The following is a 24,973-nucleotide window of genomic DNA, read 5'->3' on the forward strand; positions in this document are numbered from 1 at the left end:
TTGAGGAGTCAGACCAGATGGCTAAAATGTTGTTCATCGTTCCTTATGCCAAGTGTTACTTGAATTTTTACTGGGATCTTATTGAATCGTTGGTGCAAGATGGGCATCGTGTAACGGCAGTGGCTCCAGATACTGATGCGGAGGTCGCTTTGACTGCCATAGGTGTGAGATGTATTCGGATTCCAATAAAAAATACAGGCATAAATCCGTTTTACGACATACGAAGTGTTTACTATTTGACCCGGATTTTACGGGAGGAGCGTCCCGATATCCTTTGCTGCTACTCAATTAAGCCTATACTTTATGGCGCTCTGGCTGCCCGAATGGCAAGAAGTAGAAGAGTCTTCGTGACGGTCACAGGCTTAGGCTATTTGTTTACAGGACGCACATGGAAACAGCGGCTGCTGCTACCTCTTGTCAGCTTTTTGTATCGCTTTGCTTTTCAACATTGTGAAAGGGCCTTCTTCGAGAACCCGGATGACCTACGTTTATTTAAACAGCTTGGTTTAATCAAGAGGAACAATACGACCATCGTGAATGGTTCAGGCGTTAATCTCGATAAATTTACAATGACCGGAAATCGCCCAGTCATAAGCCAAGTCCCATTAACTTTTATACTAATCGCAAGAATTATTAAGGACAAAGGAATCTACGAATACATCGAGGCGGCGAGGATTTTAAAGGCTAAGTATCCGGCTGTAAAATTGTCCCTCTTAGGACCATTTGATTCGAATCCGAGTGCGATCAGCAAGACGCAAGTTGCGAAGTGGATGGAGGAGGGAGTGGTCAATTATCTGGGGGAGGCAGCCGACGTGCGCCCTTACTTAAGAGATTCGAATATTTTCGTCCTACCTTCCTATCGCGAGGGCACCCCCAAATCTACACTGGAAGCCATGGCAATGGGACTGCCAATAATAACGACTGACGTACCTGGTTGCCGTGAGACAGTCATTCAAGGATTTAACGGAATGATAGTCCCTGTAAAGAATGGGGGAGCACTTGCCGCAGCGATGGAACGATTTATCTTGAATCCGCAACTGGCAGAGGTCATGGGGACAAATAGCAGAGAGTTGGCTGAGACTAAGTACGATGTCCATAAAGTAATCGGAAAAGTAAGAGACATGATACAGATTTGATTAAAAAGGGGGGACACATGTCCATGTACATAATTGGAGCCGGGGTGACCGGATTAGCTTTTGCATCGGCATTGGGACGTGGAAAGGTATTGGAGAGCGCTCCGGAGCTAGGGGGAAAAGCGTCTTCGTATCATGTTCATACAGCTGTCGGCAAATTTACCTTCGATATAGGCGGACATTGGTTCCATCTTCAGAACGCACCGAAAGTCATGCAATTACTGGATGACCTTCCTCTCGAGAAACATGTACGCCAAGCATTCGTTTATTGGGATAACAAGTGGTTTGATTTTCCAATTCAGCAGAGTTACAAAGCACATCCCGATCATCGTTTGGTCGATCAGATTGAATATGAATTAACTGCAATTACCAGCGAAGCGGCAACGAAGAGCCGTGGCTATCTGAATTATTCGGACATGCTGCTCCATTCTTATGGTCCTACTTTGTTTGAGTGTTTCTTCAGAGATTACAACGTGAAAATGTTTGGGGTACCGAATTTATCTCAAATTCAAATCGGCCAATATGAAGAGGTCAGAAATGTTCGCACGAATCAGAGCATCGAGGGGTATAATCATTATTTTTACTATCCGAGAGGTGAATTAGGGGCGTCAGCTATTCCTTTGCATTTGGCTCAAAATAAGCAAATCCACTTTAATTCCCATGTCCAATCGATAAATTTACATAAACAAACCATCACCATAAATAATCAGGCATCTCCTTGGAAAACCATTGTATCAACGATGCCTCTGCCTAAATTGATCGATATGATTACCGATGTTGATCGTGACATTGTCTATTTGTCCCAGCAATTGCAATCGAGCAAAGGGCTCATTCTCAACTTAGGCGTTAAGAGAAACCCGATGCATGTAAACAAAAGCTGGGTTTACATACCTGATCTTAAGTACCGTTTTTACAGAATCGGATTCTATAGTAACGTTGAGTCTAAAATGGCACCGGAAGGCTACAGTTCTATGTATGTGGAATGTTCACCGCTGTATTTTCAGAACCAAAAAGAGGCTCTGAACTTGGTTCCGCATGTTATAAAGGACCTTATGGATATCGGTATGATTGAGGATGAGAGGGATATCATTACCTTGAGGCCAATCTACTTGGAGCATAATTATTGTTTACCGAATAGTAAGGTAACTGCTCATATCCAAAGTTACTTGCGGCGGCATGGTATTTACAGCATTGGCAGGTACGGAAGTTGGCATTGGTCCAGTCAGCACGAAGATATGCAGCAGGCCATTACTTTAGCTGAGGAGTTGGATGCAGTATCCAATTTCAGAGATATGTTAGGGGTTCGTTAGAGCCTTAATAGAATAAATCCCTCTGTCATAGTGGCAGTGGGATTTTTTAATTACTTTGGTGCTCAAGGAGACAATTTCCCATTAGCCGAAACTCCTGACTTGCAACAGGCGACAAGAGAACTATTGGGCTAAAATGGAAAACTTTTGCGTCATCGTAATACTTTCGCCATGTTCGCTAATTGAAAAATAAGCGAAGATAGAACCTGTAAGGCTTACATTGTTTCTTATTCGGACGGTCGTAACGAGGCGGGGATATCGAAATATCCCGCAGTGCCGTGCATCGTATGCTGCGGTATCCTGTACGATCGGATCGGTAAGAAACCACTATTTGGGGTTCGATTCCCCAATCGCGTAACGAGCGATTCTGGTAGAATACTCGACTTCCCATCGAGCGATGAAAACTCTATTAGACCTGTTAGCGGGAATCCCCAGCCTCCTTCGGGTAGGCACTGATGAAGCAGCTTTGCAGCCTGTGGATACCGGATGAGAAAAAAAGTACAAGACCACGTAACGGCAAGATGAGTGAGCACGGGCTGGAATGGATGCCGACATCACCATCAGAAAGTTTCGTGCGTAGGTAACGATTTTCCAACCTTAAGCTGGCTCCGCTTCCGACTCAGGGGGATTTCCTCATATAAGGTCACAACACACCGCAAAGTTCCCATGAAATGAGGAGATATATATGTTTAAAAAAATGATCGTTAAGGCTGACGAACGAGGATTATTGTTTAAGAAAGGCAGTTATGTGAAGCACTTGCAGCCAGGTGTTTATCGATTAGCTCCATTTTCAGATGATGAAATTGTGTTGTTGAATGTTACTAAACCATTTGTCGTGCAGGGAAAGGATCTGAACTTATTTCTTCAAGATGAACGGTTGCTTGAGGAGATTACGGTTATCAATGTTCAGGATCATGAGTACGTGCTTCATTACGAGGATGGAAAGTTCGTATCGCTTATGACAGCAGGTAAATACGCTTTCTGGAATGCGTTGAAAAAGCATGACTTTACCCGAGTCGACATTCGCCAACCAGAGGTTGGTGCAGACATAGATAGAGCTATATTTGCGAAAGTTGCCGGATATCTTTATGTTTCCGAAGTGGCCAGCCACGAGATAGGAATGCTGTTTTATAACAATGTCATGCAGAAGGAGCTTGCCCCTGGAAAATATTACTTCTGGAAGGGACCTGTAATCGCATCGATAAAAACCGTGGATCTACGGCTGCAGCAACTGGATATGACCGGTCAGGAAATGATGACGGAGGATAAGGTAACGCTTCGCTTAAATTTTGTCTGCCAGTACAAGATTATCAATCCGCTGCGCGCACTAGAGATCAAGGCTTTTGAAGATCAGGTTTATATTCTATTGCAGCTTATTCTGCGTGAATATGTCGGGACATTGAAGCTTGACGACCTGTTGCGGATGAAGCAAGAGATAGCGGCATTCGTACTATCGCGTCTGAACGAAAAGAGTGAGGAATACGGCGTCAAATTTTTTTCTGCCGGTGTAAAGGATATTATTCTGCCTGGGGATATCAAAGAGATACTTAACACAGTGCTGTTAGCAGAGAAGAAAGCTCAAGCAAACTTGATTACACGTCGTGAAGAAACGGCTTCTACTCGTAGTCTGCTTAACACAGCTAAGTTGATGGACGAGAATCAGACCCTGTTCCGCTTAAAGGAGCTTGAATTTCTCGAGAAAATTTGTGATAAAATCGGGACGATTTCGCTCACTGGCAGAGACAATCTGCTGGAACAGCTGAATTCGCTTGTTGGGGGAGCTAAGTAATAGCTAAGTGCAAGCGGCGGGGCAGGATCAGAGATTTGATGTTGTTCCGTCCGAGCAGAAAGAAGTATATGAAAAAGGTGATGATAACGATGGTTACATTTCTTAGTAAAATCGCTCGACCTCTCTGGGAAGGCAAAACCTCCATTTATTCATTCATTAAGGAGCAAGGCGAAACCGTAGGAGGGTCCCTGCCGGATGACGAAGAATTTTGGTCCGGAAGTAAGTTGAGATGGGTAGCGGGCGGCCTGGATGGGGCTTTCGGGCACCATGCGAGGCCAGGTCAGATGACGGACGAGACGGACGAGTTAGTCCACCTTCTGGCGAAGCAATCAAGAAATTCAAAGAATTCAATTAGAAAGGCCCTATATACTAAGCTTGTGAAGACGGATATTAGCAGCCAAATTGATTCCATTTTAGAAGCGTTGCGTAAGCAGCCGGGCATAAAGCCTGATGCCTTATTCAAAGAGGCAAAATGGTTCGCCGAAAATGGGGCACACCGCAATGTCGAAATTCGGAATTGCGCTGCTGGGCCTTTTCCAGAACGAGCAAGTGAAGGAACTGTTGCTGACACTGGGGATGCACGATGAATTTACATTATATGCTGCGGTTGCGATTCAGAATGGCATGGAGGATAGCAACCAGGTTCTATTTGAACTAGCTAAGCACGTCCATGGGTGGGGGAAAATTCATCTTGTCGAAAGACTCGAGCCGACTACGAAGGAGATTAAAGACTGGCTGCTGCGCCAAGGCTGCCAAAACAGCGTTATGAATGAATATTTAGCTTGCATTTGTGCGAGGAATGGCGGATTGCGGGAGGCGCTCTCAGCCAATTCGGTGGATAGCGCATTGTTTAATGGGGCGACGGATATTATGGAGGCGTTATTGAACGGCGGTCCTGCAGAGGATATTGACGATTACGAGTATGCTCCGCAGGTCGTGTCCGATTACGTGAGGCTCGCCCGGGAGATGGGCTCATCTGCTAAGCATTTGTCTGTCTTATGGAGCATTCGCGACTTCTTGGCTCAGGATGAAAAGAATTGGTCTCGGCGGATGTCGGAGGGATGGAGTGAACAGGTAAGAACTGATATTAGGAATGCATGCGAATCAATAATTAGCAATGCCAGGTGGGTAAGCATTATAACGCACGCTGTTAGCGCCGGTAATTCATCGGAACGATACTATGGTACAGCATGTGCGGATAAGCTTGGTGTGGATATTTAGGAAACGCTGTATGGCCAGCTTGCCGCAGATCCGCTGGAGGATTTTCATTACTTTCAGCTCATGAAATCGAGTGATCCTAACCGTATCCGGCAATTGGTTCAGTTCGCCACTGAACATCTTCCTCTTCAGTACATTGCTACCGGCCCCGGCGATGAGATGGGGTTTGGCCAGGAGTATGTGGCACATCGGAATTTGGATACCATTTTGCAGAGTTTGGATCAGTATGAAGGGATCGGTGTTGAATTAATCTTGACGGGTCTGAACAGTCCTGTAACCAGAAATCGAAACATGGCGATCAAAGCGTTAGAGGGATGGCATGTTACCGCTTGGGATGAGCGGGTTATTAATGCGGTTAATCATTTGTCGGAGATAGAACCTGATGACTCTGTCAAAGAACGGGTTCATAAGCTTCTGAAAGATAAAGGGCTTTAATCACGTTAAAAGCAAGTATAAAACAATAAAGGTAGCTATCGTTGTTGTGCATAAGCTGAAAGAAATCCTTGCGTTATTGTGATGTGGGGATTTTTTTATTTATCTAGAGAGCATGCAATAAGCTGTTTACATAATTTGATCCAATAATACCCATTTTTTAATCATTAAGACAACCCCCACCCAAATACATATAAGGGCATAGCATTATTTGGAGCATGGAATGACTAGGCTTTGTTCGGGGAGGTGGAGTGGGAGAATGCAAACATTCCAAAGGGGGGCAGAGTCTTTACGAGATCAAATAATTACATAAAAATGCGAAGGAGATTGCAACAAGGGAAGCCTTTTTATTAATCCAAGTTGGTGAATATGAAGGAGGAAGATACATGGAATGGTATTCAAAAGTGTTGAAAAACTACGTTGGATTCTCAGGTAGGGCTCAACGCAAGGAGTACTGGATGTTTGTGCTTTTTAATCTGATTATCTCCATCATCCTTGCCATATTGGAATCCTTATTGGGGATTACAAATGTATTGACTGGCCTCTACTCCTTAGCCGTCCTATTGCCGTCCTTAGCCGTTGCATTCCGGAGGCTTCATGATACCGGGAGAAGTGGTTGGTGGATTTTGATTGGTTTAATCCCACTTATCGGTGCTATTATTCTTATCGTATTTTACTGCCAAGACAGTGATCCTAATGAGAACCAATATGGTCTTAACCCTAAGCGGTAATAAGCAAGTGGAGCGATGCAAAAACACAACCCCATCCTTAGCGGATGGGGTTTATTTGGCGTTTCGTTTATTTAGAAATATAAAAAGTGTTGTTTTCAAACTTTATAGCTAAACCCAGTTCATCAACAGCATAATGCCATGTCATTGGAAAATAGGTTACATCGTTTAATACCAATAACGGGTATTCCTCGGAACCATTATCAATCCAAGCATCATTCACATAGATATTAAAATCTGGTTGACTAGCATACATGTTTGAACTTGTAGTTCCGTAATCCAATTCAAGCTTTCTCGCCTTATTGGAAGTTTTTCGAATGACGAATCCAGTTTCAGCGTCCCATACTGTTTCTAGTGCAAGTGCTTGAGTAAATTTAAAGGTCATTGGAAAATACGTAATGTCCTTATATGAGATGACAGGATATTTAAGGGATGAGTTGGTGATTGAAGTGCCATTTACGTTAATCGTGTATGTTGGCTTTTCAACTTTGACATACCCACTTGGAACGGTTTCTACTGGAGTTGCTGCCGATTTAGTACTGGAAGTTGACCCACCAGATGATGTTGATGATGAACTGCTACCGGAGGAAGATCCACCATTGTGATAGTGGTAGCCCGTACATAATCCTTTGGCCTTGGAGCTGGCTGAACAATTATGCCCTCCGTTTGCGTCCGTTCTACCTGAATGTGCATAAGCGGATTGTGAGAAAGTTGTTATTAAAATGAATGATAATAATAGTAGTCCCAAATGCCTAAACTTCACCACTGTTCATCTCCTAAATATAGTATTTTTTGCCTAGGTGATAATACCAGATTTTTCTATCATTATCAAATATTATTTTTCACTCAACCCCCCACTTACGCCAAAGTAACTAACTGACAACTTTTTCAGTTCTTATGCAGCTTTTCCTTTGCCTGTATAATAACAAGTGTAAGTAAATCAGTGGATGGAGGACGGAAGATGAACGTTAGAACTCTTGGAAAAACGGGACTGCAGATATCGGAAATCGGATACGGCGCATGGGGAATCGGTAAAACGGCTTGGATCGGCGCTTCCGACGAGGAATCCATTCAAGCGCTAAATCGCTCGATTGAGCTGGGGTTGAACTTTATTGATACAGCTTTGGGCTATGGCGACGGCCACAGTGAACGACTTGTCGGACAAGTGGTGAAAGCCCATGACAAGCCGATTTATGTCGCTACCAAAATCCCTCCGAAAAACAGACAATGGCCGGCACGCGATGGCGTACCTGTGGAGGAGACTTTTACGGCGGAGCATGTCATAGCAAGTACAGAGCAAAGTCTGCGCAATCTAGGTCTAGAGACGATTGATGTGCAGCAGTTCCACGTCTGGTCGGACGAGTGGGTGGGACAGGGAGACTGGCTGGAAGGGGTCCGCAAGCTGAAAGAGCAGGGCAAAATCCAACACTTCGGCATATCAATTAACGATCACCAACCAAATAATGCGCTCAAGCTGATTGAAACGGGGCTCGTGGATACGGTGCAGGTGATTTATAACATTTTCGATCAAAGTCCTGAGGATCAACTGCTTCCTGCCTGTGCAGCGCACAATGTAGGCGTTATTGTCAGAGTTTCGCTGGATGAAGGCGGTCTCACGGGCCGTATTACACCTGACACGACGTTTAGCGAAGGTGATTTCCGCAACAACTATTTCCGGGGTGACCGCAAGCAGCAGGTGTATGATCGCGTTCAGAAGATTACAGCTGATCTGGATATTTCTGTTGAGCAAATGCCGGAAATCGCACTGCGGTATGTGCTAAGCCATCCTGCTGTGTCAACGGTCATTCCGGGTATGCGCTCTGTTCGCAACGTGGAAGCAAATATGCGTGTTGGTGACGGACAGGGACTGACCAAGGAACAAGTGGAAAAGCTGAAAGCGCATCGTTGGATTCGGGATTTCTATAGAGGTTGATTAGACATAACGAGGAGGATTTAGGGTTCATGGACAAAAAGAGGATCATTGTAACTGGCGGCAGCGGTAAGGCGGGCCAGTGGATTTTAAAACATTTTGTGGAAAATAATTATGATGTCATTAATTTGGACGTGAAAGCTCCAGCGGAACCGATTTGCCGGACGATTATTACTGATCTCAATGATTTGGGTCAAGTACATAATGCGATATCGCAATTCAGTACTGGCAATCGGAAAGAGGTCGAGGGTATTGTGCATTTTGCCGCTATCCCTCAAGCCTACACACATACGAATGAGGTATGTTTCCGTAATAATGTGATGAGCACCTACAATATATTGGAGGCGGCGGCGAACTTGGGGGTCAAGAAAGTCGTGCTTGCGTCGAGTGAGTCCTCGTATGGCATTTGTTTTGCCAGTGAGTTTTTCGAGCCTCAGTATTTACCCATCGATGAAGATCACCCTCAGTTGCCGGAAGACAGCTATGGCTTGTCCAAAGTGGTGAATGAAGTGACTGCGCAGGCGTTCAATCGGCGTACCGGGATGCAGGTGGTCAGTTTCCGCTTAGGCAACATTCTGGTGCCCGAGAGTTACGAGCAGCTGAAAGCTAATTTCGATAATACGGACGCGCGTTTGCGTATCCTGTGGTCTTACATCGATGCAAGGGACGTAGCTACTGCTTGTCTTAAAGCCATTGAGGTCGATGGGCTTGGCGCGGAGGCGCTTATCATTGCAGCAGATGATAGCTCATCGAATCGGCCAACGCTGGATTTAGTGGCGAAGTACTTGCCTGGCGTGAAAGAAATTCGCTCCCCGTTAGAGGGAAGAACATCTCTCATTTCCAACGCGAAGGCGAAAAGATTATTGGGCTGGGAGCCACAAATTAAACTGATGGAGCAGTAATGGAGAAGCAGAAATGAGAAGCGGCCAATCCTTAGGGATTGGTTGCTTTTTTTGTTGTAGGGAGTAGGCTTTACGATCGAACATTTTCAACCAAGCACCGTCTTAAGCTCTTCCTACCGTGATATAATGGTAATAGTCCGGTTTGTTTATATTCACCCTTTTTCGGATGGAAATGGACGTACGGCGAGCCTATTGATGAATTTAATTTTAATGAAATTCGGATTTCCGCCAGCTATCGTCAAAGCAGCAAATGAAGTACTATGAGACCTTAGAATTAGCAAGCATAAGCGGTGACCAAGCGCCATTCGTACAACTAATTGCAGGGTGCGTCGAGAAAGTTTGCAGAGATATATTGGTACGGTCAAATGACCTGAAGGAGAACCTATGAAAGAAAAAATCACGTACACATCCATCGATGAGTACATCGCAGCTTTTTCGCCGGAGATTCAGGAGATTCTGCAAAAGCTGCGAGAAGTCATTAAAGAATCCGCCCCGGATGCCAAGGAAAAAATCAGTTACGCGATGCCTACCTTTGAGCAGCACGGGAATTTGGTGCATTTTGCAGCTTTTAAAAATCATATCGGATTTTATCCGGCACCGGACGGAATTACCCAATTCCAAGATGAGGTCGCAGAATATCATGCGTCAAAAGGAACTCTGCAATTTCCACTCGGAAAGCCGATACCTTATGAATTGATCAGCCGGATCGTGAAGTACAGGGTTGCTCGGAATTTGGAGAAGGCGAAGAGCAAGAAAAAGAAGTGAATGTTTTTATTTGTGATTTCTATGGCCATGCTAGCATATCCCACCCGCTCACCGCATATCCATTAACAAAAGCATAAAACAGGCAAAGGTGCCTCAGGTCCAAGAACGTCGAGCGTTCTCCGAACCGGGGCACCTTTTTGCTTTCAACTAAGGCGGAGAGGTGAAGGGAGTGCCCCTTAACGAGAAACCGATACGCGCTATACCGCTCGCCGTCCGGATCATCCCGAACGTCGACGCCGGGCTCGCGCAGAAGCTGGAGCTGAAGCCGGGTATCCGCAGCCTCGGCCTGCTGACTTCAACCATCGACGATGTAGGTTTCACCGCCATCGATGAAGCAACGAAGAACGTAGCGGTAGAAGTGGTGTATGCCCGCTCGTTCTATGCCGGATCAGGGCATGCGTCGGGGCCGCTGTCCGGTGAATTCATCGGCATCATCGGCGGCGCCTCGCCGGACGAAGTGCGAAGCGGGCTGGATGCCGCTATCCAAGTGATGGAGAGCGGCGCCTGCTTCTACGCGCTGAATGCCGACGCCACCCACGCGTACTATGCGCATGTGATCTCCCGCACAGGCTCGTATCTCTCCAAAGAAGCGGAGATCCGGGAAGGCGAGCCGCTGGCTTACTTAATTGCTCCTCCATTAGAAGCCGTCTACGCCCTGGATGCCGCACTCAAAGCCGCCGATGTGCGCCTGTGCAAATTCTACGGCCCGCCGACAGAGACGAACTTTGCGGGAGGATTGCTGACAGGCAGTCAGTCGGCCTGTATGGCAGCGGCTGAAGCATTCGCGGAGGCTGTTCGAAGCATCGCTAGAGAACCGAAGAAAATAGGCCAGTAAGAGGCAGGTGTCCGTAATGATTCAACAAAAGCTAGCCTTGGGCATGATCGAAACATATGGCTTGCCCGCATTAATCGCTGCCGCCGACGCTGCAGCAAAAACGGCGGATGTAAAGGTCACGATGTATGAGAAGGTGGATGCCGGCATTGTAACTGTGTATATCTGGGGCGATGTGGCAGCGGTCAAAGCGGCTGTAGATGCAGGGGCAGACGAGGCGAAGCGGGTCGGCAAGCTGCTCGGCACACAGGTGATCCCGCGTCCTGATCCTTCGGTTTACACGATGCTGCAGAGTGTCCAAAAGCGGGAGCAGCCCAAAGCCTCTTCATTAGAAGCACCAGAAGCACCCAAGCCAGAAGAGCCTCCTGCAACTACACCGAACTGGAGCAAAATGACCGTCGCCCAGCTCAGAGAGCTCGCCCAAAACATGCCGAAGTTCCCGCTGGCCGGACGAGATATTCAGCTGGTTAGCAAAGCGGAGCTAGTCCGGCTTTTCTCGGAGCTGTCCGCTGAAGAAGGAGAGCGGCCGACATGAAGCTGGACAGCGATTTGCAAGCGATTCAGGAGGTTCGCAATTACCTGCAAGAGGCGAAGGCGGCTCAGAAGCTCCTGGAAAAAATGACGCAATCACAAATCGATGCGATCGTTTCCGCCATGGCTGAAGCGGCTGAGCAGCAAGCTGAGCGGCTTGGCGCTATGGCCGTCCACGAGACCGGCTTCGGGAAAGTCGCCGATAAAAAGGCGAAGAATCTGTTCGTCGCGAGGGATATCTATGCAGCGATAAAGGACATGCAAACGGTGGGTATCATCCGCAAGGATAACACAAAGCAGGTCTGGGAAATCGCCCAGCCCGTCGGCACCATCGCGGCAATCATTCCCTCAACGAACCCAACTTCGACGGTGCTGTTCAAATGCCTGATCGCGCTGAAAGCACGCAACGCGATCGTCATCTCCCCGCATCCATCGGCACTTCGCTGCTCGCAAGAGTCAGCTGCCGTCATGTGGGCTGCAGCAGAGCGTGCGGGAGCTCCGCCGGGGCTCATTCATTGCCTCTCGCATCCTACTTTGGAGGCGAGTGGGGAGCTGATGCGGCATAAGCTGACGGATCTCATCTTGGCCACAGGCGGAACCGCCATGGTGAAGGCTGCTTACAGCTCCGGCAAACCCGCCTACGGTGTCGGGCCTGGCAATGTGCCGGTGTACATCCACCGGAGTGCGAACATCCCAAGCGCGGTGAACCACATTTTGCAGAGTAAAACGTTCGACTACGGCACGATCTGCGCTTCAGAGCAAGCGCTTGTTGTGGATGAAGCCATCAAGCCGCACTTTATCCAAGAATTACAACGACGTGGAGCTTATTTCCTCAATAAACACGAAAAGCATAAGATAGCCTCTATCCTGATGACCACGAAAGGGATGAATCCGCAAATTGTTGGCCAATCACCACAGGCCATAGCGGCCAAAGCAGGCATCGACGTCCCGGATAGCGCGCAAATGTTAATCGCAGAAGAGACGGAGGTTGGGCACGACTACCCTTTTTCCATGGAGAAGCTTTGCCCTGTGCTTGCTTTATATACAGTGAACGATTGGCAGGAAGGCTGCCAAAGGTGCATTCAGCTGTTATCGCTCGGTGGTTTAGGCCATACGCTCGGCATTCACGCTGAGGACCAAGCGGTTATTGAAGCTTTCGGTTTGGAAAAGCCGGCATCGCGTATTGTCGTTAACACGGGAACAACGTTCGGCGGCATTGGTGCCACGACGGGTATCTTCCCCTCCATGACACTGGGCTGCGGGACGTTTGGCAATAACATTACAACGGACAATATTGGGCCGCAGCATTTGCTGAACATCAAGCGGGTTGCCTTCGGCATCAAGGAGATGCCCGTGCCTGAGGAGTCTGTAAAGACGAATCCTAGTCAAGTCGCCAGCCAGGTGGCGGAAGGACTAATCAAGACCAATCAGCTGGGCATTACGCGTGAGGAAGTTGCTCAGATCATCAGAAAAGTCCTTACCGATATGCAATTGTCTTAATCCAATCATCCAAGGAGGAGATAGCAATGGCAGGAGAATTGGCCGCATTAGGTTTAGTGGAAACGAAAGGTTTGGTAGGTTCAATTGAAGCGGCGGATGCGATGGTGAAGGCGGCGAATGTCAGGCTGGTCGGGAAAGTGCATGTAGGCGGCGGGTTAGTGACAGTGATGGTCAGGGGAGATGTCGGTGCAGTCAAAGCCGCCACGGATGCAGGCGCAGCCGCTGCGGAGAAGGTAGGGGAGTTGGTTTCGGTGCATGTGATTCCCCGTCCGCACTCCGATATTGAGTTCATTCTTCCTAAGCTTGAAGGGTAAAAGATGGCGCTCATTACGGAAACGTATCTGCGCACACAGCTGATCAAAGGTTTGGCGAATCCTTTTCCAGTTACAGAGGGGGATAAGCTGACCCCCGCAGCTGCCGATTTCCTGAAGGAGCGAGGAATTCCTTTGCAGCGTCTGGCATCCCAGTCATCCGGCACCCTGTCTTTGAACCTCCTACCTGTTGGCGTCTCCAACAGGCATGTGCACCTCGCACCTCATCATATCGATATGTTGTTCGGCGAAGGTTACCAGCTGACGCCTTTGCGCGAGCTGTCCCAGAAAGGGCAATTTGCCGCCGTGGAAACAGTGACACTCAAGGGCCCGCACGGCAGCCTGTCTAACGTCCGCATCCTGGGACCCTCACGTGGTTTGACTCAAGTGGAAATCTCGCGCACAGACGGATTCGAGCTCGGCGTTCATCCGCCGATTCGTTTATCCGGCAATCTTGCAGGCACACCGGGGATTACGTTAGTTGGCCCAAAGGGGAGTGTCGCCTTACCCGAAGGGCTGATTATCGCCAAAAATCACGTACATGCATCCCCGGACGAAGCCCAGATCTTGCGACTAAACAACGGGGACCGCATTCTGGTGCAAGCGATGGGGGAGCGCCCCGTCATTTTTGCCGATGTGATAGTGAGGGTGAGCCCGCAGTATTCGCTGGATTTCCATATCGACCGGGATGAGGCGAATGCAGCCCATTTAACGACAGGGGACACGGTCCAGATCATCCCTAAGAATGCCGAAAGGAGGCTGCGCTAGGTGGAGATCAAGCAAATGGTCGAAGCGATCGTTCGTGAGATTTTGAACCAGCAGGCCAAAAGGCCGAAGGTGCTTTACCTGTTTTACGACAGTACGGCGCATGAAGCTTTCACCGATCATTTTATCGCATTAAATATTCACGGCATTGATCATGATCTAATGTTCCTGGACGGCGAAGCCTCCTGCTGGCTCGGCAAGCATAAGATCGAATGCGCTGGGCGAGGTCAAACCATTGCCTCTGACGAATTCGCTCCAGCTCCCATAGAGGTGCCGCTTGCGTATGAAGGCATCGTGATTCCGGAAATTGATCTGGATAATGCAGCGAGAGCAGCCCTTGGCATGAAAGGGACGATCGTCTCGGAGATCATTTTTTCTACGCTGGTTCAAAATAAATTCGTTCTCATCGGTGAGGATATCTCAGGATTGAAAAAGGCGGACCGCCGGACGCTCCAAACGCTGACGCTGCCCACCCCGTATCGCAATCTTTTTGATTATTACAAAATGGAGCTTCAAATGTACGGCGTCGAGTTCGCCCCCAGTAAACAGCTTGCCGAGAAAGCCGTGAGCAAAATACGCCCTGAAATCTTTGAAAATCGGGAAGTTCCTGAAACTCATGAAACTCCAGAAGCTTCCAAAGCTGAGGCTGCCCTGCCCGCCCCACCCGAACCCACTCCCGCATCCTCAGCCATCGTCTACGAAGGAAAGCTGGTCTCCGCAGAATGGGTCACACGAGAGCTAAGAAATCATCCGTTCCGCTCCTTGCAAATTGGCAGAAAAACAATCATTTCCGCCCTAGCGCAAGACATGCTGCAGGATAAAGGCATCACGATCGAATATTTGGCCGAAAGGTGAGGTCCTATGTTTTACGGGAAAGTCATTGGCAGTGTATGGGCTACGCAAAAGGAAACAGGCATGGACAACTTAAAGCTGCTTGTGATCCAGCCGATGGATTTCAAAGATAGCGAAGCGGGTACGCCAATTATCGCCGCAGACCGCATCGGAGCAGGGGTTGGCGAACGTGTGATCGTATCCCGGGGAAGTCCAGCCCGAACCTTGTTTAAGGATAAAATGGTGCCCATCGATGCGATGATCGTCGGCATTGTCGATAGCTTCGAGGTCGCGAAGGAAGCCGAGGAGGAAGCATGGAAGAGCACAAACAGAGAGTGATTCAGGAATATGTCCCCGGCAAGCAGTTGACACTGGCTCATGTCATTGCCAATCCGGACCCGGTTTTGTATACGAAACTCGGCATCGAGGAGCGCAGTGCGATTGGCATTCTTACACTGACCCCAACGGAGACAGCCATCATCGCAGCGGACATTGCGACCAAAGCAGCCGACGTCGGCATCGGCTACTTGGACCGGTTCACTGGCTCGCTGGTGCTCACGGGTGAAGTCGCAGCTGTGGAGATGGCGATTGCGGCTGTGAATGTGTTTTTGCTCGAAAAGTTAAAATTTTCGACGGCACCGATCACGAGGTCATAACGCGATGAAAAAAGTGATGATCATCGGTGCCGTCGGCGCAGGCAAATCAACGCTGATCAAAGCCTTATTCGGGGAGTCCCAGCCTGCATCCAAAACGCAAAGCCTCATCTACCGTGACTGGGTCATCGATACTCCCGGCGAGTACAGCGAGAATCCGCTGTATTACCGCTCGTTAATGGCGACCTCGCATGAGACCGCAGCCGTTCTGCTGGTTCAAGATGCTACGCGGGACGGGAACTATTTTCCCCCTGGATTTGAACAAGGTTTTGCCGTGCCGGCTTTAGGGGCTGTGACCAAAATCGATCACCCCCAGGCAGATATCGATCATGCTATCGAACTTCTGAGGCAGGCGCTGCCGGAAGGTGAAATCTTTCTTACATCCGCTGCATCAAACGAAGGCATTGCCAAGTTAAAAGATAAGCTTATGCAAATCGTACGTTCTTGATCCTAAAGTGAAGAGGGATGCACCATGGCGTCCATTATGGAATTGTGCAGGAAGTATACGCTTTTGAGCATAGAAGAAACCCAAACCATCCAAGAGATGGCGGATCATCTCCAACTATTTGCCGATGTATCCGAATCGGATGTCTTCATAGACTGCCCACTCCCTGATAAAGGGATGGCGCTCGTCGTGGCGGAGGCACGTCCCTCCAAAGGCTCCTCCTTGTACAAGACATCGGTCGTAGGTCAGTATGCTTTTGTGCAAAATGAGCCCGCCGTCATGTTCTGCCTGCTTTCCGGCCAATCCGTGATCGGCTCGCGCGGCATTTCGCAGGAGCAGATTGCCATCCAGCAAAATGTCGTGCCGATTCGCTCCAGAACCGGTCAGGTGATCGGGGCACTCATCATGGAGAAGGACATTACGGAGAAGCTTGAGCAGGAGAAGAATGTGACCCGATTGATGGAGACAACGGAACAGCTGAGCGAAACGCTGCTTAGTGTGGCCATGTCGCAGGGCAGCATGCAGTCGCTGATGCATGAAGGCGTCATTGTTTTTGATGACAAGGAGCGGGTCACCTACACGAATCCGCGTGCGCTCGACATGCTGAAGGAAATCGGTCACACGGCGGAGGCTGCTAACGGCTCCCTGATCACCCAGTTATTTTACGGGAAATTGACGGTACTTGGCCGTTCAGGCCTCATCCAGCAGGAATTGCAAATCGGGCATGTGACCTTCGAGCTCAAAGCTATGTCCATTTACCGGGAGCAGAGGGAGGTAGGCGGGATTATTTTACTGCGCGATATTTCGGATATGAAAGAGAAGGAGAAGCAGCTCGTCATCAAGTCCGCCGTCATCAAGGAGATTCACCATCGCGTGAAAAATAATTTGCAAACTGTCTCCAGCTTGCTCCGCCTGCAGATGCGAAGAACGAAACACGAAGAAGTTGTGAGGGTGTATCGCGACAGCATCAACCGCATTAATTCGATAGCGGTCATTCATGAAATGCTCGCGTTTGAAGGACTGGAGACGATCCATTTTAACGAGGTTGTGGACCGCATCATCAAGAACATTATTTCCTCCTCGTCCAAACCGGATCAGACCATCGTCCCGGTTATTTCCGGGGATGAGCTCATTTTACAATCCGATGCCGCTACGACGCTTGCGCTTGTTGTGAATGAACTGGTGCAGAACTGCGTGCTGCATGCTTTCGGAGAGAGGCGTACGGGACATATTGAAGTTTCTTTGCAGCATCAAGACAGTTTCGCTCGGGTTCGGGTGTCGGATAACGGCATCGGGTTCAAAGCGGCGAATCATTCCGAGCGGAAAGGCCATCTAGGGTTGAAGATCACGGAGACACTAGTAGAAGAAAATCTCGGCGGTGTTCTGGATATCATGACGGATGAGCGAGGAACCGAAGTGCAGCTTACATTTCCAATAGCGAGATCGCAGTCAAAGGAGGACGAAATGCCATGAGAAATGCCATTGTCGTCGTCGATGATGATCCCATCATCCGCATGGATATCCGTGAAATGCTGGAGGAGGGCGGTTACCTCGTCGCAGGCGAAGCCAAGAATGGTGAGGAAGCGATAGAGCTGATAGCTCGGGTGAAGCCCGATTTGGCGATTATGGATATTAAAATGCCCGTCATGAACGGCATCAAGGCGTCTCATATTATCCGCAAGCTGCAGCAGGATACATCGGTGCTGCTCCTGACTGCTTACAGCCAGAAGGAGCTGGTGAAGGACGCGCGCGAGGCCGGGGTGGCTGCTTTTCTAGTCAAACCGGTGTCGGAGGAAGACTTGCTGCCGGCTGTCGAGATTGCTTTGAGCCAGAAGGAGAAAATGGACTCGCTAAAGCAGGATATCAAACTTCTCAAGCAATCCATTGAGGAACGCAAGAGCATCGAAAAAGCGAAAGGGCTCGTCATGCAGAAGCACGCTTTGAGTGAGGAGAAGGCTTACGCCAAAATGCGCGAAGTGAGCATGGCCACACGTATACCCCTTGCGAAGCTGGCGGCAGACATTCTGCGGGATGGAGCTGAAGTCTTAGCAGGTGCGGGTGGGCGGACACATGACTGACCAATGGATCACGAGTGTCGGACTCGATATCGGAACAAGTACAACGAAGATGGTCATTTCCCGGTTGAAAATCGTGCGCTCCTCCGGCGTGCTCAGCCTGCCGCGCTTCCAGATTGCGGAGCGGGAGCTGCTGTATGCGAGCCCGATTTACAGCACTCCGCTCCTCAGCAGCGATGAGATCCACGCGGAGCGCATTTGGGCCATCGTGGCTCAGGAGTACGAGCAGGCCGGCATCCGGCCAGCGGCAATCAAATCCGGCGCCGTCATCATTACCGGTGAGACGGCGAACAAAACAAACGCGCAGCATATCCTCCATCTGCTCGCAGAACGAGCGGGCGATTTCGTTGTCGCGACAGCCGGCGCTGATCTCGAAGGGCTGCTCGCCGGCAAAGGCGCCGGCGCGGAGCAGCGCTCCTGGCAGCTTCGAGGCGCAGTCGCCAACATCGATATCGGCGGCGGTACGGCGAATGCAGCGATTTTTCATCGCGGCAAGCTGCTCGGCACGGTCGCCTTTCATGTCGGCGGCAGGCTAATACGGATCGACTCGACCGGCACGATTCTTGAGGTGTCGCCGTCGATACGCCCTTGGCTGCAGGAGGCCGGCTACACCGTTCAGCCGGGCGACAGGCTAAGCCTGCTGCAGCTGAACGAAATCTGCATGACTATGTGCCGCTGCATGATGGACTATTTAAGCGGCGTCCGTGTTGCAGACGCTGCAATTGAAGCCCTAATGATCGGAACGCCGTTATCTGCCATTCCTTCTATAGAAGAATGGATGGTCTCCGGCGGTGTAGGCCAACTGATGGCAGAGACAATGCCGCCCCGCAGCTTGGAGGACGTTGCCGTGCACCAGGATATCGGTCCGCTGCTTGCCCATGCCTGGAAGGAGCTGGCCGCTGGTTACCCCGCTCGCCAGATTCAAGCGGATCAGACGGTCAGAGCGACCGTCATCGGCGCTGGTATGCAGAGCACGGAGATCAGCGGTGCGACGGTGCACTTAGATGCTTCGCTGCTGCCGATCCGCAATTTGCCCGTGCTCAAGCTGGACCTGTCGCCGCAGCTGCTAGTCCAGGGCAGTGCGCTTGCGGACCGGTTTGACGCTCTCATGCAAGATGGCGCAAGCTTATTCGCTCTTGATCGTTCGCCTCCGTTTGGACTCGCGTTGTCAGGGACGCACCACTTAACTTATCCAACCCTTCAATACATAGCCGATAAGCTGTATCTGAGCTTTATTCATCATTTTCCTCATAGTGAAGCGATGGTCGTCATTTGTGAAACGGACATCGCCAAGGCGCTCGGCCAATCCCTCTCGAGACGCTGCGCGCAACATCCGAAAGTCATTTGCATCGATCAAATTCGTGTGGAGCACGGGGATTACATTGATTTAGGCGAGCCGATTTCCGGCATCATGATTCCCGTAGTGGTCAAAACATTGGCCTTCCAAGGCCAGGGCAGAGGGGAGGAGAGCGGCCGGTGAATTTGAAAACGACGCTGCTCGGCACAACGTTTCAATTCAAGGATTTGAAGGAAGTGATGGCCAAAGCGAATGAGGAGAAGTCAGGCGACCAGCTCGCGGGCATTTCCGCGCAGGATGCCAAGGAACGAATCGCCGCCAAAGAAGTGCTTGCCGATTTGACGCTGGCGGATATCCGGAACCATCCCCTGCTGCCTCCGGAGACCGATGAAGTTTCTCGAGTCATCGAGCATGCTTTGAATGAGAAGATCTATGCCGAGGTGCGGAATTGGACGGTGGCTGAGCTGCGGGAGTATTTGCTGCGGCAGGAGACAGGGAATCCCGACATTCGTCGGCTTTCCCGAGGCCTAACGAGCGAGATGGTAGCCGCCGCCGCCAAGCTGATGACCAATCTGGATCTGGTGCAGGCCGCGTCCAAGATGGAGGTCACCAGCCACTGCAACATCACCATCGGTCAAAAAGGCGTGCTCGCCGGGAGGGCGCAGCCCAATCATCCGACGGACAATATTCAAGGCATAAAAGCAGCGCTTTTTGAAGCATTAAGCTACGGGATCGGCGATGCGGTAATCGGCATCAACCCTGTGATTGATTCTGCAGATAGCGTGAAGCACATTTTGCAGATGACCAAGGAGGTCATGGAGAAATGGCAGATCCCTACGCAGAACTGCGTCTTGGCGCATATCAAAACGCAGATGCGCGCGATTCGACAAGGAGCGCCTGCGGATATGGTGTTCCAAAGCTTGGCAGGAACGGAAGACGGCAATAAAGCTTTTGGCATCGATGTCGCTCTGCTGGATGAAGCGGATGAACTGATCACGCGGGAGGGGACAGGGACGGGGCCGAATCTGTGGTATTTTGAAACGGGCCAGGGCTCTGAGCTGTCCGCGGAAGCGCATCATGGCATCGATCAGGTCACGCTGGAGTCGCGCTGTTACGGGCTTGCCCGCAAGTATAAGCCGTTTATTGTCAACACGGTGGTTGGCTTCATCGGGCCCGAGTATTTATATGACAGCAAACAGGTCATTCGCGCTGGGTTGGAGGACCATTTCATGGGCAAGCTGCAGGGGCTGCCGATGGGGGTGGATGTTTGCTATACCAACCATATGAAGGCGGATCAGAATGATATGGACAATTTGGCTGTGCTGCTTTCAGCCGCAGGCGTCAACTATTTGATCGGAGTAGCCATGGCGGACGATTGCATGCTCAACTATCAGTCGACCAGCTATCACGATATCGCCACTTTGCGGGAATTAATGAGACTGCGACCGGCTCCTGCTTTTGAACAATGGTTGGTTCGAATGGGCCTTATGGACAACGGCCGGCTAACGCCGCTTGCGGGGGACCCGAGTTTATTTATGTGAAAGAGGTGTAGCGATGAACAACGGGGTCCCCATCGATGCGCTAGTGGATCTGGTGATGGCAGAGCTAGAGAAGAAGCTGTCCGTTACTGTATCAAAAGAAGAGGAGCCCTCACCGACCGATCAGCCAGATCTTTCTATGCCATCAGAGGAAGAGCCGCAGTCGCATGTGCCGAGTCCCAGATGGGAGGAAGGGATGAACGAATTGCTCGCCAGCACACCTTCACGAATTGGCGTTTGGCGGACCGGAACGCGGGCATTAACCAAAGAAGTGCTGAAATTCCGCCGTGATCATGCGGCTGCTGTCGATTCCATCTATGGCGAAGCAAGTCAAGCGCTTCTGGACCAATTCGGTTTATTTACCGTGGAAACACGTTATGAGAATACGGAAAACTACCTGAAGCGCCCCGACATGGGACGTATTGTTACGGATGAGGGAATCGCTCTTATTCAGAAAAAGTGCAGCAGACATCCACAAGTACAGATCGTTGTGTCGGATGGGCTTAGCGCCAACGCGGTAGATGCCAATCTGGCCGATGTATATCCCTCGCTTCTTGACTCGCTGACGGCTTATAAGTTATCCACAGGTACTCCGTTTTTTGTACGAGGCGGACGGGTTGCCGTGATGGATCATATCGGGGAAATCTTGCAGCCGGATGTGATCGTGCTTTTGATCGGAGAACGTCCTGGGCTGGTTTCGTCCAAATCATTAAGTGCCTACATCTGTTACAAACCGCGGAAAGGCACGGTAGAAAGCGACCGCACGGTTATATCCAATATTCACCGCGGAGGCACACCCCCTCTGGAGGGCGGCGCGCATATCGGCACCATCGTACAAAAGATGCTCGAACAAAAAACCAGCGGAGTTAACCTGGAAATCTGAATTCAGCGAAGGAGGTGGGGCGGAATGGGACTGGCGATTGGTATCGTCATCGTTGTCATCACATGTTTGTTTGCTGGTTGGATCGTTAGCGTTGCGAACAAGAGCATTCGGGAATTCGATGAAAGCAAGCACGAAAGCTTTTTGGGGAAATGAGACTTTGCGGCACAAATCGTTGTGAAAAGATGAGGAGGAGTAAAGATGAGCTTATCTTCCAATCATCAGGACAAAGACAAAAGTGATTTGAACAAGTTCGGTTATGCCCAGGAGCTGCTGCGCAGTATGGGCGGATTTTCCAACTTTGCGATCTCATTCTCCATCATTTCCATTTTAACTGGCGCTGTATCTTTATATGGTCATGGATTAACCTATGGGGGATCGGGCATGATGGGCTTCGGCTGGCCGATCGTCGCGTTTTTTGTGATGTGCGTTGCGGCGGTTATGGCTGAACTGGCTTCGGCCATTCCGACGGCAGGCGCTTTATACCACTGGGCAGCAATCTTGAAAAACAAACGCTGGGGCTGGTACACCGCCTGGATCAACCTCATTGGCCAAATCGGCATCGTCGCCGGTATCGATTATTCCGTCGCACTGTTTGCTGATCCTCTAATCGCGAGCGTCTTCGGTTATGAATCGAGCAATACAACTGTGTTGATTTGCTTCTCGGTCATTTTGCTTACGCATGGGATTCTCAACCACATCGGCATTCGGATCGTTGCGAAGCTGAATGACTTTTCCGCTTGGTACCACATCGCTGTCGTTGCGGTGCTGGTCCTGTCTCTGGCCTTTTTCACCAAAGGCAGCCTAAACCCGGTCTCGTACTTGTTCCAAGTAGGTGAAACCTTCTCCGATAAACCTTATATGTTTGCCTTTCTGATCGGGCTTTTGCAGGCACAGTGGACGTTTACGGGCTATGACGCTTCGGCGCATACCATTGAAGAAACGATAAATCCGCGTGTGCGCGCGCCTTGGGGTATTTTCACATCCGTCGCCTATTCATTTGTCATTGGTTTTATTATGCTTGCATTTGTCACCTTGTCCATCAAGGATGCTAGCGCTGCTGCCGGTTCCAGCAATGCGTTCATCTATGTGATCAGCGAAGCGCTTGGCGGTACATTCGGTTCCGTCATTTTGTGGCTGGTCACGGCTGCGATGTGGTTCTGCGGACTTGCGTCCATCACTTCTTTTTCCCGCATGATGTATGCTTTTTCAAGGGATAAAGGGATGCCGTTAAGCTCGCAGTGGGCGCAAATTTCAAAAAAATACCGGACCCCGGCCAAAGCCATCTGGCTGGCCATCATCCTCTCTTTCCTGCTTGCTTTCATCGACTATCTCATCAAAATGGTGAACCCGGATGCCACGTATACAACGATAGCGTTCCTAACGGCGGTTAGTGTTGTTGGTCTTTATGTTGCCTATGGCATTCCGATTTACTTGAAGCTTCGGGCTAAAGCCGAAGGAAGATTTCAAGATAAGCATCTCGGGCCTTGGAATCTTGGAAAATATAGCAATGTGATCTCCGTTGTCGCGCTGCTCTGGATTATTTTTATTTGCGTCATCATGGTTATTCCCCCGAATCAAATGGCCGGTTATGCCGTTGCTGGCATGCTCGTTCTCTTGGTTATCATGGATTTGTCCTACTATAACAAGCATTTCCCTGGCCCGCAGGCTGCGCTTAACAAGTCTATGGAGGAGATTTTGCGCCGGGAAAAAGAGTTAGAATAGCTTTCGGCTTATTGGTTTAGCATTTGATAGATTTGGGCATCCTTTTACTAGAGTTGAAGATTCTAGTGAAGAGGTGCCTTTTTATATGCAGAAAAGTTGGGTTAACGCCATTATTGTACTTTCTATTATCGGCATTATTTTTGGCTGGGTTCGTCATGCAGATGCTCGCAGCGGGCAAGAAGCGCTTCACCTTTTGAACACTGTGAAACCGTACATGATGAATGAGCAGCATATAACTTTTAAATATACGGGCTATTATGGAACATGTGCTGGTAGCGATCTCAACATTCTGCAAACCGGTAAAAAACTTTCTCAAGCCTTCGAAATTCCGCAAAAAGAACAATTGGACGAGTCCAATTCTCATGCTGTGTACTCCGCGCAAAAGGAGATTGCTCCCGGCAATGTCGTTACTTTAACAGTTGCAAGTCCAGCTGGTTCAAACGGCTGCTACACCGTCCTGAAACTAGATGCTTCTGAACAAGCTGATCCATCTGAGCTTATGAATTGGCAGGAGCAAACAGGCGATCAATTAAAGAAACTAGTCATCCAAGGACAATGGAATGTGATGGTGCAAGGTTATATGAACGAGCAGGTATTAGACGGGAAAAATAATGCCAACGAGCTTGCTCAAGCGGTAGCGCAATCTTTTAAAGGCAAAACGGTAGAGAGCTATAGCGATTCAAAGACGATTAGCTTGTCATTGGCTTCTGATGAGTTTCAAACCTCCATCCAAAGCGGAAATCAAACAGTGAATTTGCAGCTTGCTCTGCATCAGGAATCAACTTCAGGCAAATGGCGCCTGACTGCGGGTACACCAATTATCACAATGGAATATTAAAAGGAGTGAGAATATGTCAACAATTATGAAACCGGTCATCCCGAGTGTGATTGCTGAATCGATTGAAAGCTTGCGACGGGAGGGATGGGAAGACGACGATTTCTTCAACTTTCCCAAGTATGATGAAGAATCAACGGAGGCTCGTATTCTCTTCCACTATTTTCGAAATAATCGCGTAACGTTCGCCGCGGCGATCGTCAACAGCTATACCGTACATGATGGATAAAAGATGACTTTTACACTTGCTTTAAGGGCAGGTGTTTCTTTGTTTTAGAAAATGAAAAAAATAGTTGCATTCCACTTGTTGGACATGTTATATTGTCATTCCGGCCGCAAGAAAGCCGCGAAATAAGCGTGTCAAAGCAGCTCGAAAAAAGAATTAAAAAAAGAGTTGCACAATGAAAAATAGTATGGTATATTACTTTTCGCTGCTTCGGTAACACGGCAGTGAGCGAAAGACATTGATCTTTGAAAACTGAACAACGAGTGAGTAAGCACAGTCGAGCAATCGACTATAAATGAGATGAATAATCTCGCTAGCAAGTCAA

Annotated in this window: 30 protein-coding genes; 29 read left to right on the forward strand and 1 reads right to left on the reverse strand. The window is 49.4% G+C overall.

Annotated elements, in window-relative coordinates:
• Positions 1 to 17 precede the first annotated feature (17 nt).
• The 7 genes from RQP52_RS32765 to RQP52_RS32795 all read left to right on the forward strand — a co-directional run bounded on the left by RQP52_RS32765 (position 18) and on the right by RQP52_RS32795 (position 6,610).
• On the forward strand, positions 18 to 1,136 hold the full coding sequence (locus RQP52_RS32765; RefSeq protein WP_315955728.1) for a glycosyltransferase family 4 protein: 1,119 nt from the start codon (positions 18 to 20) through the stop codon (positions 1,134 to 1,136).
• Between the two features lie 17 nt (positions 1,137 to 1,153).
• Positions 1,154 to 2,443, forward strand: a complete 1,290-nt coding sequence (locus RQP52_RS32770) for a protoporphyrinogen/coproporphyrinogen oxidase (RefSeq protein WP_315955729.1) — start codon at positions 1,154 to 1,156, stop codon at positions 2,441 to 2,443.
• A gap of 682 nt (positions 2,444 to 3,125) precedes the next feature.
• Positions 3,126 to 4,229: a slipin family protein gene (locus tag RQP52_RS32775; protein ID WP_315955730.1), complete on the forward strand. Its 1,104-nt coding sequence runs from the start codon at positions 3,126 to 3,128 to the stop codon at positions 4,227 to 4,229.
• Positions 4,230 to 4,297: 68 nt separating this feature from the next.
• Positions 4,298 to 4,816: a hypothetical protein gene (locus tag RQP52_RS32780; RefSeq protein ID WP_315955731.1), complete on the forward strand. Its 519-nt coding sequence runs from the start codon at positions 4,298 to 4,300 to the stop codon at positions 4,814 to 4,816.
• A complete protein-coding gene (locus RQP52_RS32785) occupies positions 4,731 to 5,450 on the forward strand; it encodes a hypothetical protein (protein WP_315955732.1) in 720 nt (239 codons plus the stop codon). The genes RQP52_RS32780 and RQP52_RS32785 overlap by 86 nt, the downstream gene beginning before the upstream one ends.
• A gap of 60 nt (positions 5,451 to 5,510) precedes the next feature.
• A complete protein-coding gene (locus RQP52_RS32790) occupies positions 5,511 to 5,882 on the forward strand; it encodes a hypothetical protein (RefSeq protein WP_315955733.1) in 372 nt (123 codons plus the stop codon).
• Positions 5,883 to 6,265: 383 nt separating this feature from the next.
• The gene (locus RQP52_RS32795) at positions 6,266 to 6,610 is read left to right on the forward strand and encodes a DUF805 domain-containing protein (protein ID WP_315955734.1); all 345 of its coding nucleotides are present in this window, start codon (positions 6,266 to 6,268) and stop codon (positions 6,608 to 6,610) included.
• 67 nt (positions 6,611 to 6,677) lie between these two features.
• Here RQP52_RS32795 and RQP52_RS32800 read toward each other — a convergent pair whose 3' ends face one another.
• On the reverse strand, positions 6,678 to 7,370 hold the full coding sequence (locus RQP52_RS32800; RefSeq protein WP_394358183.1) for a YHYH domain-containing protein: 693 nt from the start codon (positions 7,368 to 7,370) through the stop codon (positions 6,678 to 6,680).
• Between the two features lie 198 nt (positions 7,371 to 7,568).
• Here RQP52_RS32800 and RQP52_RS32805 point away from each other — a divergent pair, with 198 nt between their 5' ends.
• From RQP52_RS32805 to RQP52_RS32910, 22 genes are all read left to right on the forward strand, one after another.
• Entirely contained in the window at positions 7,569 to 8,540 is a 972-nt protein-coding gene (locus RQP52_RS32805) for an aldo/keto reductase (RefSeq protein WP_315955735.1), read from the forward strand.
• A gap of 29 nt (positions 8,541 to 8,569) precedes the next feature.
• Positions 8,570 to 9,439 (forward strand): NAD-dependent epimerase/dehydratase family protein, encoded by an 870-nt coding sequence (locus RQP52_RS32810; RefSeq protein ID WP_127455643.1) that lies wholly within the window; start codon positions 8,570 to 8,572, stop codon positions 9,437 to 9,439.
• Positions 9,440 to 9,565: 126 nt separating this feature from the next.
• A complete protein-coding gene (locus tag RQP52_RS32815) occupies positions 9,566 to 9,703 on the forward strand; it encodes a Fic family protein (protein WP_315955736.1) in 138 nt (45 codons plus the stop codon).
• Positions 9,704 to 9,823: 120 nt separating this feature from the next.
• The gene (locus RQP52_RS32820; RefSeq protein ID WP_315955737.1) at positions 9,824 to 10,204 is read left to right on the forward strand and encodes an iron chaperone; all 381 of its coding nucleotides are present in this window, start codon (positions 9,824 to 9,826) and stop codon (positions 10,202 to 10,204) included.
• A 169-nt stretch (positions 10,205 to 10,373) separates the two neighbouring features.
• The gene (gene eutL, locus RQP52_RS32825; RefSeq protein ID WP_315955738.1) at positions 10,374 to 11,039 is read left to right on the forward strand and encodes an ethanolamine utilization microcompartment protein EutL; all 666 of its coding nucleotides are present in this window, start codon (positions 10,374 to 10,376) and stop codon (positions 11,037 to 11,039) included.
• Positions 11,040 to 11,055: 16 nt separating this feature from the next.
• Positions 11,056 to 11,571, forward strand: a complete 516-nt coding sequence (locus RQP52_RS32830; protein WP_315955739.1) for a BMC domain-containing protein — start codon at positions 11,056 to 11,058, stop codon at positions 11,569 to 11,571.
• Complete coding sequence (locus RQP52_RS32835; protein ID WP_315955740.1) at positions 11,568 to 13,067, forward strand: acetaldehyde dehydrogenase (acetylating); 1,500 nt, start codon at positions 11,568 to 11,570, stop codon at positions 13,065 to 13,067. Before RQP52_RS32830 ends, RQP52_RS32835 begins: the two co-directional genes overlap by 4 nt.
• A 26-nt stretch (positions 13,068 to 13,093) precedes the next feature.
• Positions 13,094 to 13,381 (forward strand): BMC domain-containing protein, encoded by a 288-nt coding sequence (locus RQP52_RS32840; RefSeq protein ID WP_127455654.1) that lies wholly within the window; start codon positions 13,094 to 13,096, stop codon positions 13,379 to 13,381.
• Positions 13,382 to 13,384: 3 nt separating this feature from the next.
• Positions 13,385 to 14,146, forward strand: coding sequence for a phosphate propanoyltransferase (pduL, locus tag RQP52_RS32845; protein WP_315955741.1), 762 nt, complete (start codon positions 13,385 to 13,387; stop codon positions 14,144 to 14,146).
• A complete protein-coding gene (locus RQP52_RS32850) occupies positions 14,147 to 14,998 on the forward strand; it encodes a hypothetical protein (protein WP_315955742.1) in 852 nt (283 codons plus the stop codon).
• Positions 14,999 to 15,004: 6 nt separating this feature from the next.
• The gene (locus tag RQP52_RS32855) at positions 15,005 to 15,313 is read left to right on the forward strand and encodes a EutN/CcmL family microcompartment protein (RefSeq protein ID WP_315955743.1); all 309 of its coding nucleotides are present in this window, start codon (positions 15,005 to 15,007) and stop codon (positions 15,311 to 15,313) included.
• The gene (locus RQP52_RS32860; RefSeq protein ID WP_145668689.1) at positions 15,289 to 15,630 is read left to right on the forward strand and encodes a BMC domain-containing protein; all 342 of its coding nucleotides are present in this window, start codon (positions 15,289 to 15,291) and stop codon (positions 15,628 to 15,630) included. The genes RQP52_RS32855 and RQP52_RS32860 overlap by 25 nt, the downstream gene beginning before the upstream one ends.
• Positions 15,631 to 15,634: 4 nt before the next feature.
• Complete coding sequence (locus RQP52_RS32865; protein WP_315955744.1) at positions 15,635 to 16,075, forward strand: EutP/PduV family microcompartment system protein; 441 nt, start codon at positions 15,635 to 15,637, stop codon at positions 16,073 to 16,075.
• 24 nt (positions 16,076 to 16,099) lie between these two features.
• Positions 16,100 to 17,545 (forward strand): sensor histidine kinase, encoded by a 1,446-nt coding sequence (locus RQP52_RS32870; RefSeq protein ID WP_315955745.1) that lies wholly within the window; start codon positions 16,100 to 16,102, stop codon positions 17,543 to 17,545.
• Positions 17,542 to 18,150 (forward strand): ANTAR domain-containing response regulator, encoded by a 609-nt coding sequence (locus RQP52_RS32875; protein ID WP_315955746.1) that lies wholly within the window; start codon positions 17,542 to 17,544, stop codon positions 18,148 to 18,150. Before RQP52_RS32870 ends, RQP52_RS32875 begins: the two co-directional genes overlap by 4 nt.
• On the forward strand, positions 18,143 to 19,627 hold the full coding sequence (locus RQP52_RS32880; RefSeq protein ID WP_315955747.1) for an ethanolamine ammonia-lyase reactivating factor EutA: 1,485 nt from the start codon (positions 18,143 to 18,145) through the stop codon (positions 19,625 to 19,627). The genes RQP52_RS32875 and RQP52_RS32880 overlap by 8 nt, the downstream gene beginning before the upstream one ends.
• Positions 19,624 to 20,985, forward strand: coding sequence for an ethanolamine ammonia-lyase subunit EutB (locus RQP52_RS32885; RefSeq protein WP_315955748.1), 1,362 nt, complete (start codon positions 19,624 to 19,626; stop codon positions 20,983 to 20,985). Before RQP52_RS32880 ends, RQP52_RS32885 begins: the two co-directional genes overlap by 4 nt.
• 13 nt (positions 20,986 to 20,998) lie before the next feature.
• Positions 20,999 to 21,865 carry an ethanolamine ammonia-lyase subunit EutC gene (gene eutC, locus RQP52_RS32890; protein WP_315955749.1) on the forward strand — a complete coding sequence of 289 codons (867 nt, stop codon included), beginning with the start codon at positions 20,999 to 21,001 and terminating at the stop codon, positions 21,863 to 21,865.
• Positions 21,866 to 21,889: 24 nt separating this feature from the next.
• On the forward strand, positions 21,890 to 22,018 hold the full coding sequence (locus RQP52_RS32895; protein WP_315955750.1) for a hypothetical protein: 129 nt from the start codon (positions 21,890 to 21,892) through the stop codon (positions 22,016 to 22,018).
• Between the two features lie 45 nt (positions 22,019 to 22,063).
• Entirely contained in the window at positions 22,064 to 23,587 is a 1,524-nt protein-coding gene (locus RQP52_RS32900; RefSeq protein WP_315955751.1) for an amino acid permease, read from the forward strand.
• Positions 23,588 to 23,672: 85 nt separating this feature from the next.
• Positions 23,673 to 24,425, forward strand: coding sequence for a YwmB family TATA-box binding protein (locus RQP52_RS32905; protein ID WP_315955752.1), 753 nt, complete (start codon positions 23,673 to 23,675; stop codon positions 24,423 to 24,425).
• Between the two features lie 13 nt (positions 24,426 to 24,438).
• Positions 24,439 to 24,651 carry a hypothetical protein gene (locus RQP52_RS32910; RefSeq protein WP_315955753.1) on the forward strand — a complete coding sequence of 71 codons (213 nt, stop codon included), beginning with the start codon at positions 24,439 to 24,441 and terminating at the stop codon, positions 24,649 to 24,651.
• Positions 24,652 to 24,973: the final 322 nt, after the last annotated feature.

This window comes from Paenibacillus violae (genome assembly GCF_032461945.1).
GTDB classification, from domain to species: Bacteria; Bacillota; Bacilli; order Paenibacillales; family NBRC-103111; genus Paenibacillus_E; species Paenibacillus_E violae.